This window comes from Pseudomonas sp. BGA-UO-ETr-WB11 (assembly GCF_059567785.1).
Genome location: NZ_JCAQOS010000005.1, coordinates 534,909 through 548,433 on the forward strand (window position 1 = coordinate 534,909; position 13,525 = coordinate 548,433).

Genomic DNA, 13,525 nt, shown 5'->3' on the forward strand with positions numbered 1-13,525 from the left:
GGTTCATGCTCGACGAGGCATCATATGGTAATGCTGGACTGTCTCGGCTTAGATGGTAACTGGCCTGCGCAGGAGTCAGTCTCGATACTCGTTGGACCGAACGGGTCTGGAAAGAGCTCGTTTCTTCGCGATTTAGCCATCAATCACCGTAGTGATCGCAACATTGTGATCGTGTGTAATACGCCCCATGATCGGTTTTCTGGCCTTAGGGGCGTACGACGCATATCTGTCGGGAAGACCGACGGCTCTCCAAGGGTTATCGTCAAAAGGGCTGTGGCGGCGTCGCTGGCAGGATCCGGAGCCGCATTCTTTCAGATCAGCTCCGCTCTTGAGTATTGCGGCTATCGCGCCCGCTTCGGCTTCCGCATCGACCCAGGTATGTTTTTCGGCATGCCTCTCGATGAAGTCCGCTCGCAGCTACAGGGAGCGTTCGTCGAGAGGGTGGACGAGACTCCGGATTATTCGCCTGTCTCGGGTGGAACGGATGACCGCCTAGAGGCGGACCTCGATCTGGCGTTGGCGTTTCTCCAGCGCCATGATCCATCTGAGCCCATTTGGATTGATGCTTCCGAGAAGGTTCTCGACTTCAGTCGTGCTTGGGAGTTCGGATCTGTCCTGAGGCTCGAATCCAAGCTGCGCGGCCGTAACGTTCTTCGTGGCATCCGAGTGTATTTGCAGCGGCTGGATAACGGCGACATCATCGAGATGCAGCATGCGAGCTCGGGGCAGCTAGCACTGATCTCCTCGCTTCTGTTCCTAATAACGAACGCGGGCGAGTACCCGATCGTCATCGTTGATGAACCCGAGAATAGTTTGCATCCAAACTGGCAGCGTGAATACATCGACCAAGTTCTGACCGCTTTGAGCTACCGCAATCCGACGGTAATCGTGGCCACCCACGCACCGTTAGTGGTCACAGGCGCGCTGGCAGATAGCTCGGATCTCGTATCAGTGTTCGAGATTCGCCATGGACGCCCTCAGCGTTTATCGATCGATCGCACCGGTAGTTCGCTGAGCAGTATCGAGGAGATACTCTGGCGTGCCTTCGAAGTCGTGACTCCGGCGAACCATTTCGTCAGCGAGCGAATTGTCGACGAAGTATCCCGCTTCGAGAGGGGGGAGATAACGAAAGAGCAGGTCTTGGCGCTAGTTGGAAGGATGGAGGACGAGAGCTTCGACGACCGTCAGCGGAGCTTTTTCACCGCGGTCAGATCACTGCTCGACCAGGTCGAGGTGATCCGGAGTACAAGGGGGAACGATGGTCGATAAATATCTGCCTGCTATCGACGCGTTTGCGCTCACTGCTGACGAACAGAACGCCGTGACGGCCGCTCTTGCGACCCCCGATCCATGGGGGTGGAATCCGGGCGGCGCACAATCCACCGCAATAGCCAGCGTCAAGGCAAAGATCCGCGATTATCATCTCCAGCGTCATGGCCACAAGTGCTGCTACTGTCGAGTCAACCTTTATGGCGGAGGCTCATTCATGACCGATAGAGAGCATGTCCTGCCCAAATCGATTGCTGGCTATAGACCCTTGTCCTACACGATGTGGAACCTGGGTATTGCCTGTAAACGGTGCAATATGGAGTACAAAAAGAGTAAAACTGACTTTGTTGTGACTCCGAGCAATATGGCGCAGCTCGCGGCGAGCGCGGGCTACCGCTTCATTCATCCCAACTTCGATCTTTATCGTGAACACATGTCGCGCTCCGCGCAGGAGATGGACGAGGCGGTGATCGTCAAGTACACGATCGTGCCTGGAAGCTTAAAAGGGGAGTACACCTACAATTACTTCAATTTGCGCGGGCTGGAGGTCAACAGCTTCGACCGGGCTCAGGGTCTGGAGGCACCGGAAAATCTGGGCGAGGGTGCTCTAGAGGTCAGGTCGCTTGCCGATGCCTTCGGGCAATGAGCGATCGGGGGCGGACATACCACTCGTGCCTAGACTGCCTGGCTCCGAGGTCTCCGGCGGCGGTTGGCCCCGCGACTATTTAGCGGTAGTGGGTATTTCTTCTATGAGTTGCTTGAGGTCGGGGCACCTTAGATCTCGCAAGTCATGCGTGTGGTGAGTACCCCCCCCGAAATTTTTGACATCACCGAGTCGAAGTCAAAATCAGAACGGAATCGAGGTTCGAACCGTCCTTGCTCGCCTTCGAAGATAAACTCTGCGCAATAGCAAGCGTCTTCCGTCTCCCTACAGTGCTCGCAGGTTGGATTGCAGGCGATGATCATCTGATCGATGGCATCGGCTGGATCATCTGATGTCATTAACTCGTCGTCGGTAGACCAGGTGCTGATTGAGATGTTGCCTCGAGCAAATTTGAGAACGTCCTCAGCAGTCTCGAGGTTCCAGTTCGCCAGGGCTTCGTATGCCGGGTGCAGCACGACTCGTGCATAGTCAAACCGGTAGCCATCAAGGATGCACAGCACTCGACCGTTCTCTTCATACAGGCTTTGAAATGAAATGGGGCCGTAGTGCTGTTCGAGGCCCTGATAGCGCTTAGGGTCAAGTCGGATGTGTTTGAGTGCGTTATTGATGGCATCAATGAGCTCGAATTTACGATTGCTCAAACGAGTTCCTTCCACGCTGAACACCTGGTCAAACTGGTGAACGAAATCACCTCTGCCTTCCTTTATCCCGTCAGTCTTGCGGATTGCCTGGATGTAATCGACGGCATGAGCGATAAATAAGTTGGCACCGAGGACTCGGTGTAACTTGGCCTGTCGCGAGTCGATGTCGGCTTCCAGTTCAGCCATCGCTGGTCTGAGGATGGAGTCAAGATACTGCTGGTAGTCGCTGCAGGCTTGTTGTAGCAGAGAGGCGAGTTGGAGCATGAAAGTTTGTCCTTTCTCGAACTGTGCATTTTGAGGGCAGCCGAATTCCTGCCTAGTAACATCGTACGCAGGAGGACGCTGACGCGTTAAGATAGTCGTGATCGATAATGTCTACGTACCCACCGGGCGCTCCTTCTTCCACGCCAGCGAAAGCATTGCGGGGTTGACGGTAAAAGCGGCGGTAAGACCTTAATTCGATCAAAATCAATCCCTTTAGCCACAATAGGTTAGGTGGCTTGTTGATGATCGAGTGGGAATGATGTAACGCACAAGGGCAGCTCAGGCTGCCCTTGTGCTATCTGCACTCTTTGTTTTCAGGTTCTTGGTGTGGCCTTGCTCGCGGGCGTTGCGTTCAGGGTCGCCAGCCATTGCGGGTCGTTGGCAAACCAGTCGAGCAGAAAATCCAGCATGCTGCGCAGCGTCCTCGGTAACTGCTTGCGCGAGGTGTAGATGCCGTAGATGCCCATTTCCTGGGGCTGATAACTGGGCAGCAACGCGACTAATTGACCGCTGGCAATTAACGGGGCCGCCGAATAGCGCGGCTGCAGGGCGATGCCGGCGCCTTGCAGGGTGGCGCTGAGCAGCACCAGTGAGTCATTGGCGCTGAGGTTGCCGCTGACCGGTACCGAGTAGTTTTCCCCTGCGCGACTGAACTGCCAGAGGCTTTTGCCGAAGTAGGAGTAGGTCAGGCAGTTGTGCACGGCCAAGTCTTCGACCCGCGCCGGCGTCCCTTGTGCAGCTAGGTAACTGGGCGCGGCACACACCGCCGAGGCGCAGCTGGCCAATTGCCGGGCAATCAGGTTGGGCTCTAGGGCGTTGGTGATGCGCACCGCCAGATCGATCCGCTCCTCGATTAAATTGACCGCATGGTTGCTGGTTTGCAGGTCGACGGCGGTCTGCGGGTAGCGGCGTAAATACTGGCTGACGGCCCCCGCCAACACGCTTTGCGCCAACGACTGGGCGCAACTGATGCGCAGCAGCCCTTGCGGTTCATCGCTGCTGGTGCTGACGGCCATGTGGGCGGTGATTTCCAGCAGTTGCCGACAGCGGCTCAGGGTTTCGTCACCGGCGGCGGTGAGGCTCAGTTTGCGGGTGGTGCGGTGCAGCAAGCGGGCCCCGGCCCAGTCCTCCATTTGCGCCAGGTAGCGCGTCACCATGGCCCGTGACATGCCCAGCGCTTGAGCGGCGGCGATCATGCTGCCGCGCTCGACGATGCTGATAAAGACTTCTGCTGCGATGAGTCGGTCCATTAAGACGGCCTGCTGATTCGTCCGATTTAAGCAATCAATAATTGCAGTTTAGCCGGTTTTTCGTGCGGATTACGCAGCATAAGATGGCCTCACGTTCTTCACTGACTTGAGGATTATCGCCATGTTCAAACCCACTCTGCTGTCTGCCACCTTCGCCGCTATCACCACGCTGAGCCTGTTTGCTAACCCTGTGGCAGCGGCCGAGCCGCTCAAGTTGCAGGTCTATAACCCAGGTGAGAAGTCGCTGTTCCCTGTTTCATCCGAGCTGGTCACTGGCGCCACTGAGGCGGTGCTGATCGATGCGCAGTTTCAGGCCAATGATGCCCAGGCCCTGGTCGAGATGATCAAGGCCAGCGGCAAGCGCCTGACCAGCATCTATATCAGCCACAGTGACCCGGATTCCTACTTCGGTTTGGACGTGCTGCACGCGGCCTTCCCGCAGGCAAAAATCGTCGCTACAGCGCCCACCATCGCCGCGATCAAGGCCAACAAGGACGCCAAGTTGGCTTATTGGGGGCCGATCCTCAAAACCAATGCGCCGAAAGCGCTGCTGGTGCCGGAGTTGCTGCAAGGCAATCAGCTCACCGTTGATGGTCAGCCGTTGGATGTGCAAGGTCTGCATGGCGTGGCGTCTGCGCACAGCTATGTATGGATTCCATCTCTCAAGGCGGTGGTCGGTGGAGTGTTGGTGTACGGCAATATGCACCTGTGGACGGCCGATGCGCAGACGCCGCTGGCTCGCGCCGACTGGCAGCAAAGCCTGCAGCAGATCCAGGCACTCAAGCCGCAGACCGTGGTGCCAGGGCACTACCTGCCAGGGGCGAGCATGACGCTAAGTTCGGTGAGTTTCACGGCCGACTATCTCAAGGTGCTTGAGGCTCAATTGCCCAAGACCAGCAACTCCGGCGAGTTGGTCAAGGCGATGGTTAAGCAGTACCCGCACCTGACCGGTACTGCCGATCTAGAGCTGAGCGCCAAGGTGCTCAAAGGCGAAATGCAATGGCCGCAGTAAAGTGCTTGCCGCAGGAGGGCCTGCCCATGGGGAGTCGCTTGCATTACCTGTTCGATCCGCTCTGTGGTTGGTGCTATGGCGTCGCGCCGCTGATAGACGCCGCGGCTGAGTTGCCAGGGCTGGAGATTGAGTTGCACGGCGGCGGCATGCTGACGGGGTCCAATCGCCGAATGATTACCCCGCTGTGGCGCGGCTATGTGCTGCCCCATGACCGGCGAATTGCCGAGTTGTCCGGCCAGCCATTTGGCGACAGCTATTTCAATGGTTTGCTCAATGACCAGGGCGCAGTGCTCGACTCTGAGCCGCCGATCAGCGCCATTCTTGCCGCGCAAGCCGTCACTGGGCAGGGGCTGGCGATGCTGCAGCGCATCCAGCATGCGCACTATGTCGAGGGGCGGCGGATCGCCGATGTGCAGGTGCTGACGGCATTGGCCGGTGAGTTGGGGTTGTCGCTGCTGTCGTTCAGTAACGCCTACCAAGCGGCGTGCGGGCGGCAGACCCAAGGCCATATCGCCGCCAGCCGTGTGCTGCTGGCGCAAGCCGGCGCTCAGGGTTTTCCGACCTTGTTACTGGGGGATGGTCGGGGGCATATGCGGGTGCTGGAGCTCAGTCATTATCTGGGGCATCCGCAGCAGTGGCTGAGCTATTTGCGCGCAGAGTTGGCGCGGCAGGCGAGCGCCACTGAGTAACGGCCTAGGGTCTGTTGCCATTTCTCGCGGCAATGCGGCTCACGATGAAACGGCAACAGACCCTAGGGGCTCGGCATCGCTCTGGCGGGTGTTTTCTGGCAGTATTGGCGGCAGTTTAAATCGCTAAAGCCTTTGATTTACTGGTGCGTTTGCCCGCTAGAGGCGAACCACCATCAGCCTGATGGGCCCGCGTTTTGTGCTTACTCAGGAGTCCTTACCCATGTCGTTTACTCGCAGAAAAGTACTCGCCGGCTTGCTCGGTCTTGGCGTTGTTGGCCTCGGCGCCGGTGGCGTGCGCTATTGGTTGGGGCGCCCGGAAAATGTGGCGACCCATGACTATGAACTGATCGCTGCGCCGTTGGATGTCGAGCTGGTGCCAGGGCATATGACCACCGCCTGGGCCTATGGCGGTCAGGCGCCGGGGTTGGAGCTGCGCTGCCGGCAGGGCGAACGTTTGCGCGTGCGCTTTATCAACCAGTTGGATGTTTCCACCACGATTCACTGGCACGGCATTCGTCTGCCACTGGCGATGGACGGCGTGCCCTATGTGTCGCAGTTGCCGGTGCTGCCGGGTGAGTATTTCGACTACGACTTCATTACCCCAGATGCCGGCAGCTATTGGTATCACCCTCATCTGGGTAGCAGCGAGCAGCTGGGTCGCGGCCTGGTCGGTCCGCTGATTGTCGAGGAGCGTGAGCCGAGCGGTTTTGCCCATGAGCGCACCCTGTGCCTGAAGAGCTGGCACTTGGACGAGCAGGGCGCCTTTACCGCGTTCAGTGTGCCGCGCGATGCGGCCCGTGGTGGTACGCCGGGGCGGCTGTCGACGATTAATGGTGTGCATGCGCCGACCCTGGAGCTGCCGGCCGGTGAGGTGGTGCGCTTGCGGGTGCTCAATCTGGACAACACCCTGACCTATCGCCTGAACCTGCCGGGTGCGGATGCGCGCATCTATGCCCTGGATGGCAACCCGGTGGCGCCGCGGCCGCTGGGCAAGGAGTACTGGCTGGGGCCGGGCATGCGCATCGACCTGGCGCTGCGAGTGCCGGCCGCCGGTATCGAGTTGCCGTTGCGCAACGGCCCGTTGCGCCTGGCTACCCTGCGCGGTCAGGCCAGCCATGCAGCGCCGGGCGATTGGCCTGCGGCCTTGCCGGCCAATCCGGTCAGTGAGCCTGATGTAGAGGGTGCTCAAACCCTGCGCTTCAATTTCGAATGGACGGCGACCTTGACCGAGAATCTGCCGGCCGGTGCCAAAGCCAGCTATTGGCAGATCAATGGCAAGGCCTGGGACATTGCTGACAAAAACTGCGCGGAAAAGCCCATCGCCAGCCTGGAGCTGGGCAAGAGCTATATCTTCGAGCTGCGCAACATGGCCCAGTACCAACACCCGATTCACCTGCACGGTTTGAGCTTCAAGGTGCTGTCGTCCAATCGCCACAGCGTGATCCCGTATTTCACCGACACTTACTTGCTGGGCAAAAATGAAGTCGCGCGCATCGCGCTAGTGGCGGATAACCCCGGCGTGTGGATGTTCCATTGCCATGTGATCGACCACATGGAAACCGGCCTGATGGCCGCCATTGAGGTGGTGTAATGGCGCGTAACCTGATCATCGACCGCAGCCAGGATCGGCACTTTATGGCGCAGGCACTGTCGCTGGCCGAGGCAGGTGCTGCTCTGGGCGAAGTGCCGGTGGGCGCGCTGCTGGTGCAGGATGGCGAGGTCATCGGTCGTGGCTTCAATTGTCCGATCAGCACCCATGACCCCAGCGCCCATGCCGAGATGGTCGCCATCCGCGATGCGGCCAAGGCCATCGGCAACTATCGCCTGCCCGGTAGCACCCTGTATGTGACGCTGGAGCCGTGCAGCATGTGCGCCGGTTTGATCGTGCATGCGCGCATCGCCCGGGTGGTGTTCGGCGCCAGCGAGCCGAAAGCTGGGGTTGTGCAGAGCCGTGGCGAGTTCTTTGCCCAGGACTTTCTCAATCACCGGGTGCTGGTGGAGGGTGGGGTGCTGGCGGATGAGTGCAGTAAGGCGCTGAGTGCCTTCTTCAAGGCGCGCCGGTAGCCCGGATCAGCGCAGCGCCATCCGGGGCGTGGGCGACTAAAGCGGCGCCAGGGTTTCTTTCGGCGGCGTCTTGTTGATGGCCGGCACGTGCAGTTGGCGGTCAGCTACTTGCTGGTCCTCAAGCTGCGGCTGGGTTACCCAGGTGAGGATGTCGTAGTAGCGGCGGATGTTCTGTACGAAATGCACGGTCTCGCCGCCGCGGGCATAGCCGTAGCGGGTCTTGCTGTACCACTTCTTCTGCGCCAGGCGCGGCAGCATCTTCTTTACGTCCAGCCACAGGTTGGGGTTCAGGCCTTCGGCCTTGGCCAACTTGCGCGCGTCACCCAGGTGGGCGATGCCAATGTTGTAGGCGGCCAGGGCAAACCAGGTGCGGTCTGGCTCGCTGATATCGGCTGGCAGGTCTTGCTTGATCAGGGCGATGTACTTGGCGCCGCCACGAATGCTCTGCCGCGCGTCCAGGCGATTGACCACGCCCATCGCCTGGGCGGTGTTTTGGGTCAGCATCATCAGGCCGCGCACACCGGTCTTGGAGGTGGCGTCCGGTTGCCACAGCGACTCCTGATAACCCATGGCGGCCAGCAGGCGCCAGTCCAGGCCCTGATTCTTGGCTTCGCTCTGGAAGGTTTTTTCGTAGCGCGGCAGACGCGCCTGCAAATGCTTGGCGAAGGTGTAGGCGCCGACATAGCCGAGTACGTCGACATGCCCGTAATAGCGTTCCTTAAGGCGTTGCAGGGTGCCGTTTTTCTGGGCCTGGTCTAGGAAGGTATTGACCTCGTCGAGCAGGCTGCGGTCTTCGCCAGCCGCCACCGCCCAGCCCAGGCTGGTGGCCTCGTCCAGATCGAAGCCAACGCGCACGTTGGGGAAGTACACCTGGTTCATCGCCAACTCGTTGGAGTCCACCAGGGTCAGGTCGATGGCACCTTCGTCGACCATGCGCAGCAGGTCGACCACTTCCACCGCATCCGACTCTTCATAGCGCAGCTCCGGCAGTTGCAACTGCAAGGCGGCAAGCTGCTCGGCATGGCTGCTGCCCTTGAGCACAACGATATGTTTGCCCGGTAGATCGCGGCTGTTGCTCGGTCGTGGCGTGCCGTTGCGATAGATGACCTGCGGCGTGACTTCTAAATACGCATGGGAGAACAGCGCCTGGCTTTGCCGGCCGCTGCTGGCCACCAGGCCGGCGGCGCTGAGTTGTGGGCCGTTGGGGCTGTTGAGGCGGCGGAACAGGTCGTCGAGGTTCTCGGCGGTTTCGATCTGCAGCTCAACACCCAGGTCTTCGGCGAAACGCTTGACCAATTCGTACTCGAAACCGGTCTCGCCGTTGCGGTCCTGGAAGTAGGTGGCCGGGCTGTTGCGCGTAACCACGCGCAGCACGCCGTCTTCCTTTACCCGCTCAAGGGTGGTGGGTTGCACGTCGGCATCACCACAACCACTGAGCAGCAAGAGAAGCCCGGTCGCCAGCAGCCATTGGCCGCAGCGCAGACGGAACATCGATTGGACAGACATCGGCGCAGTATACGCAAAGCACCGGGGTCGCCATATCTCGACAGCGGCCGGCATCTCTGTTAGCCGGCAGTGGTTGGCCGGTCAGCTTCTGGCGGGTGCCCTGCCTGCCTCTTTAGGCTAGAATGCACGGCCTCAAAGCATCCCCCCTTCCCGAGGCTGTCCCGAAGATGTTGATCCTGCGCGGCGCTCCTGCCCTTTCTGCCTTCCGCCACGGCAAATTACTTGCGCAACTGACCGAAAAGGTCCCCGCTGTTAGCGGGTTGTATGCCGAGTTCGCCCATTTTGCCGAGGTTACTGGCGTGTTGACCGGCGAAGAGGAGACGGTGCTGGCGCGCCTGCTCAAGTACGGTCCAAGCGTGCCGGTACAAGAGCCCACTGGCCGCCTGTTCCTCGTGGTGCCACGTTTCGGCACCATCTCGCCGTGGTCGAGCAAGGCCACCGATATCGCCAATAACTGCGGCTTGGCCAAGATCCAGCGCCTAGAGCGCGGCATTGCCTACTACGTGGCGGGTGAGCTGAGCGACGATCAAGCCGCCGAAGTCTCGGCTGTGCTGCACGACCGCATGACCCAGTTGGTGCTGGCCAAGCTGGAGCAGGCCAGCGGCTTGTTCAGCCATGCCGAACCCAAACCGCTGACCGCCGTGGACGTACTCGGTGGTGGCCGCGCGGCGCTGGAACAGGCCAACGCCCAGTTGGGGCTGGCCCTGGCCGAAGATGAAATCGACTACCTGGTGAAGAGCTTCAATGACCTGGGGCGCAACCCCCACGACATCGAGCTGATGATGTTTGCCCAGGCCAACTCCGAGCACTGCCGGCACAAAATCTTCAACGCCAGCTGGGACATCGACGGCCAGAACCAGGAAAAAAGCCTGTTCGGCATGATCAAGAACACCTACCAGATGCACAGCGAGAACGTGCTGTCCGCCTACAAGGACAACGCCTCGGTCATCGTCGGCCACACCGCCGGGCGTTTCTTCCCGAACCCGCAAACCCGCCAGTACGGCGCGGTGCAGGAGCCGGTGCATATCCTGATGAAGGTGGAAACCCACAACCACCCGACCGCTATTTCGCCGTTCTCCGGGGCGTCCACTGGCTCCGGTGGCGAGATTCGCGACGAAGGCGCCACGGGTCGCGGCGCCAAGCCGAAAGCGGGCCTGACCGGTTTCACCGTCTCTAACCTGAACATTCCCGGTTTCGAACAGCCCTGGGAAGTGCCGTACGGCAAGCCCGAGCGCATCGTCACGCCGCTGGACATCATGATCGAAGGCCCGCTGGGCGGCGCGGCGTTCAACAACGAGTTCGGCCGTCCGGCGCTGACCGGCTATTTCCGTACCTTTGAGCAGTCGATCAGCACACCGCATGGCGATGAAGTGCGCGGCTATCACAAGCCGATCATGCTGGCCGGTGGTATGGGTAACATCCGTGAAAACCACGTGCAGAAGGCTGAGATCACTGTCGGCGCCAAGCTCATCGTACTCGGCGGCCCGGCCATGCTGATCGGCCTGGGTGGCGGTGCCGCCTCCTCGGTCGCCACCGGCGCCAGCTCGGCTGACCTGGATTTCGCCTCGGTGCAGCGCGAGAACCCGGAAATGGAACGCCGCTGCCAGGAAGTCATCGACCGCTGCTGGCAATTGGGCGACGCCAACCCCATCGCCTTTATCCATGACGTCGGCGCCGGTGGTATCTCCAACGCCTTCCCAGAACTGGTCAACGATGGTGGTCGCGGTGGCCGCTTCGAGCTGCGCAACGTGCCGAATGACGAACCGGGCATGGCGCCGCACGAGATCTGGAGCAACGAGTCCCAGGAGCGTTACGTCCTGGCCGTCAGCACCGTCGATTTCGAGCGCTTCAAAGCCATCTGCGAGCGCGAGCGCTGCCCGTTCGCCGTGGTCGGTGAAGCCACCGAAGAGCCGCAACTGACCGTGACCGACAGCCATTTCGCCAACACCCCGGTGGATATGCCGCTGGAAGTGCTGCTTGGCAAGCCGCCGCGCATGCACCGTTCGGTCACCCGTGAGGCCGAACTGGGCGACGATTTCGACGCCGCCAGCGTCGACCTGGAAGAAGCGGTCAGCCGCGTGCTGCATCACCCGGCCGTGGCCAGCAAGAGCTTCCTGATCACCATCGGCGACCGCAGCATCACTGGCCTAGTGGCCCGTGATCAGATGGTCGGCCCATGGCAGGTGCCGGTGGCTGATGTGGCCGTGACCAACACCAGCTTCGACGTGAACAGCGGCGAAGCCATGGCCATGGGCGAGCGCACGCCGCTGGCTCTGCTTGACGCTGCCGCGTCCGGGCGCATGGCGATTGGCGAGACGCTGACCAACATCGCCGCCTCGCGCATCGAGAAAATTTCCGACATCAAACTGTCGGCCAACTGGATGGCCGCTGCTGGCCACCCGGGCGAGGATGCACGCCTGTACGACACCGTAAAAGCCGTCGGCATGGAACTGTGCCCGGCCCTTGGCATCACCATTCCGGTGGGCAAGGACTCGATGTCGATGAAGACACGCTGGCAGGATGAGGGCGAGGACAAGAGCGTGACCTCGCCGATGTCGCTGATCGTGACTGGCTTTGCCCCGGTGGTCGATGTGCGCCAGACCCTGACGCCGCAACTGCGTCTGGACAAGGGCGAAACCGACCTGATCCTGATCGACCTCGGCCGCGGGCAGAACCGCATGGGTGCTTCGATCCTGGCGCAGACCTACGGCCTGCTCGGTCGCCAGGCACCGGATGTTGACGACGCTGAAGACCTCAAGGCGTTCTTCGCCGTGATTCAGGGCCTGAATGCCGACGACATGCTGCTGGCCTACCACGACCGCTCCGACGGTGGCCTGCTGGTCACTGCCCTGGAAATGGCCTTCGCCGGCCACTGCGGTCTGGACCTGTACCTTGATGCTCTGGCCGACAACCGTGCCGAGGTCAACGCCGTACTGTTCAACGAAGAGCTGGGCGCGGTGATCCAGGTACGCCAAGACGCCACCCCGGAAGTGCTGGCGCAGTTCAGCGCTGCTGGTCTGGGCGACTGCGTGGCGGTCATCGGTCAGCCGGTCAATGGCAGCGACGTGGCCATCAGCTTCAATGGCGAGGCTGTGTTCGGCGATCAACGTCGTCTGCTGCAGCGCCAGTGGGCAGAAACCAGCTACCAGATCCAGAAGCTGCGTGACAACGCCGAAGGCGCCCAGCAGGAATTCGATACCCTGCTGGACGAAGAAAACCCTGGCCTGTCGGTCAAACTCAGCTTTGACGTCAACGACAACATCAGCGCGCCACACATCAAGAAGAATGTGCGCCCGCAAATTGCCGTGCTGCGTGAGCAGGGCGTCAACGGTCAGGTGGAAATGGCTGCGGCTTTCGATCGCGCCGGCTTCTCGGCTATCGACGTGCACATGAGCGATATCCTCGCCGGTCGCGTTGACCTTGAAGACTTCAAAGGCCTGGTAGCCTGCGGCGGCTTCTCTTACGGCGACGTACTGGGGGCTGGTGAAGGCTGGGCCAAGTCGGTGCTGTTCAACAGCCGCGCGCGGGACAACTTCCAGGCGTTCTTCGAGCGCAAGGACAGCTTCGCCCTCGGCGTGTGCAACGGCTGCCAGATGATGAGCAACCTGCACGAGCTGATCCCTGGCAGCGAGTTCTGGCCGCACTTTGTGCGCAACAAGTCCGAGCAATTCGAAGCGCGCGTGGCCATGGTCCAGGTGCAGGAATCGGCGTCGATCTTCCTGCGCGGCATGGCTGGGACTCGCATGCCGATCGCCATCGCCCACGGTGAAGGGCATGCCGAGTTCGAAAGCGAGGAAGCCTTGCTGGAAGCCGATCTGTCCGGTTGCGTGTCGATGCGCTTTGTCGACAACTACGGCAAGGTCACCGAGAAATACCCGGCTAACCCCAACGGCTCGCCGCGCGGGATTACCGGCCTGACCAGCCGTGACGGCCGCGTGACCATCATGATGCCGCACCCGGAGCGCGTATTCCGCGCCGTGCAGAACTCCTGGAAGCCAGATGAGTGGCAGGAAGACGGCGGCTGGCTGCGCATGTTCCGCAACGCCCGCGTCTGGGTGGATTAACCGCGGGCCGCTTGCGGCCCCTCTGATGACCCTCTCCCGCGCTTCGTTCATGAAGGGTGGGAGAGGGTGCCCGTAGGGCGGGAGAGGGTCCTGTGTCAGACC

Annotated in this window: 10 protein-coding genes; 7 read left to right on the top strand and 3 right to left on the bottom strand. The window is 60.8% G+C overall.

Annotated features, from left to right (window positions below):
- Nucleotides 1–24: 24 nt before the first annotated feature.
- Entirely contained in the window at nucleotides 25–1,269 is a 1,245-nt protein-coding gene (locus AC56DI_RS07865) for an ATP-binding protein (protein ID WP_496345653.1), read from the top strand.
- On the top strand, nucleotides 1,259–1,915 hold the full coding sequence (locus tag AC56DI_RS07870; protein ID WP_496345654.1) for an HNH endonuclease: 657 nt from the start codon (nucleotides 1,259–1,261) through the stop codon (nucleotides 1,913–1,915). Before AC56DI_RS07865 ends, AC56DI_RS07870 begins: the two co-directional genes overlap by 11 nt.
- 128 nt (nucleotides 1,916–2,043) lie before the next feature.
- On the opposite strand, the gene AC56DI_RS07875 is transcribed toward AC56DI_RS07870, so the two are convergent.
- Both AC56DI_RS07875 and AC56DI_RS07880 read right to left on the bottom strand, forming a co-directional pair.
- Nucleotides 2,044–2,838, bottom strand: coding sequence for a hypothetical protein (locus AC56DI_RS07875; protein ID WP_496345655.1), 795 nt, complete (start codon nucleotides 2,836–2,838; stop codon nucleotides 2,044–2,046).
- Between the two features lie 314 nt (nucleotides 2,839–3,152).
- Nucleotides 3,153–4,088 (bottom strand): LysR family transcriptional regulator, encoded by a 936-nt coding sequence (locus AC56DI_RS07880; protein ID WP_496345656.1) that lies wholly within the window; start codon nucleotides 4,086–4,088, stop codon nucleotides 3,153–3,155.
- A gap of 121 nt (nucleotides 4,089–4,209) precedes the next feature.
- Between AC56DI_RS07880 and AC56DI_RS07885 the strand changes: the two genes are divergently transcribed.
- From AC56DI_RS07885 to tadA, 4 genes are all read left to right on the top strand, one after another.
- Nucleotides 4,210–5,100: an MBL fold metallo-hydrolase gene (locus tag AC56DI_RS07885; RefSeq protein WP_496345657.1), complete on the top strand. Its 891-nt coding sequence runs from the start codon at nucleotides 4,210–4,212 to the stop codon at nucleotides 5,098–5,100.
- Between the two features lie 26 nt (nucleotides 5,101–5,126).
- Nucleotides 5,127–5,789 carry a DsbA family protein gene (locus AC56DI_RS07890; protein ID WP_496345658.1) on the top strand — a complete coding sequence of 221 codons (663 nt, stop codon included), beginning with the start codon at nucleotides 5,127–5,129 and terminating at the stop codon, nucleotides 5,787–5,789.
- A 220-nt stretch (nucleotides 5,790–6,009) separates the two neighbouring features.
- Entirely contained in the window at nucleotides 6,010–7,380 is a 1,371-nt protein-coding gene (locus tag AC56DI_RS07895) for a multicopper oxidase family protein (protein WP_496345659.1), read from the top strand.
- The gene (tadA, locus tag AC56DI_RS07900) at nucleotides 7,380–7,853 is read left to right on the top strand and encodes a tRNA adenosine(34) deaminase TadA (protein ID WP_496345660.1); all 474 of its coding nucleotides are present in this window, start codon (nucleotides 7,380–7,382) and stop codon (nucleotides 7,851–7,853) included. The genes AC56DI_RS07895 and tadA overlap by 1 nt, the downstream gene beginning before the upstream one ends.
- A 36-nt stretch (nucleotides 7,854–7,889) precedes the next feature.
- On the opposite strand, the gene mltF is transcribed toward tadA, so the two are convergent.
- Nucleotides 7,890–9,359 carry a membrane-bound lytic murein transglycosylase MltF gene (gene mltF, locus AC56DI_RS07905; protein ID WP_496345661.1) on the bottom strand — a complete coding sequence of 490 codons (1,470 nt, stop codon included), beginning with the start codon at nucleotides 9,357–9,359 and terminating at the stop codon, nucleotides 7,890–7,892.
- A gap of 167 nt (nucleotides 9,360–9,526) precedes the next feature.
- On the opposite strand from mltF, the gene purL reads away from it, so the two are divergent.
- Nucleotides 9,527–13,423, top strand: a complete 3,897-nt coding sequence (gene purL, locus AC56DI_RS07910; RefSeq protein WP_496345662.1) for a phosphoribosylformylglycinamidine synthase — start codon at nucleotides 9,527–9,529, stop codon at nucleotides 13,421–13,423.
- Nucleotides 13,424–13,525 lie beyond the last annotated feature (102 nt).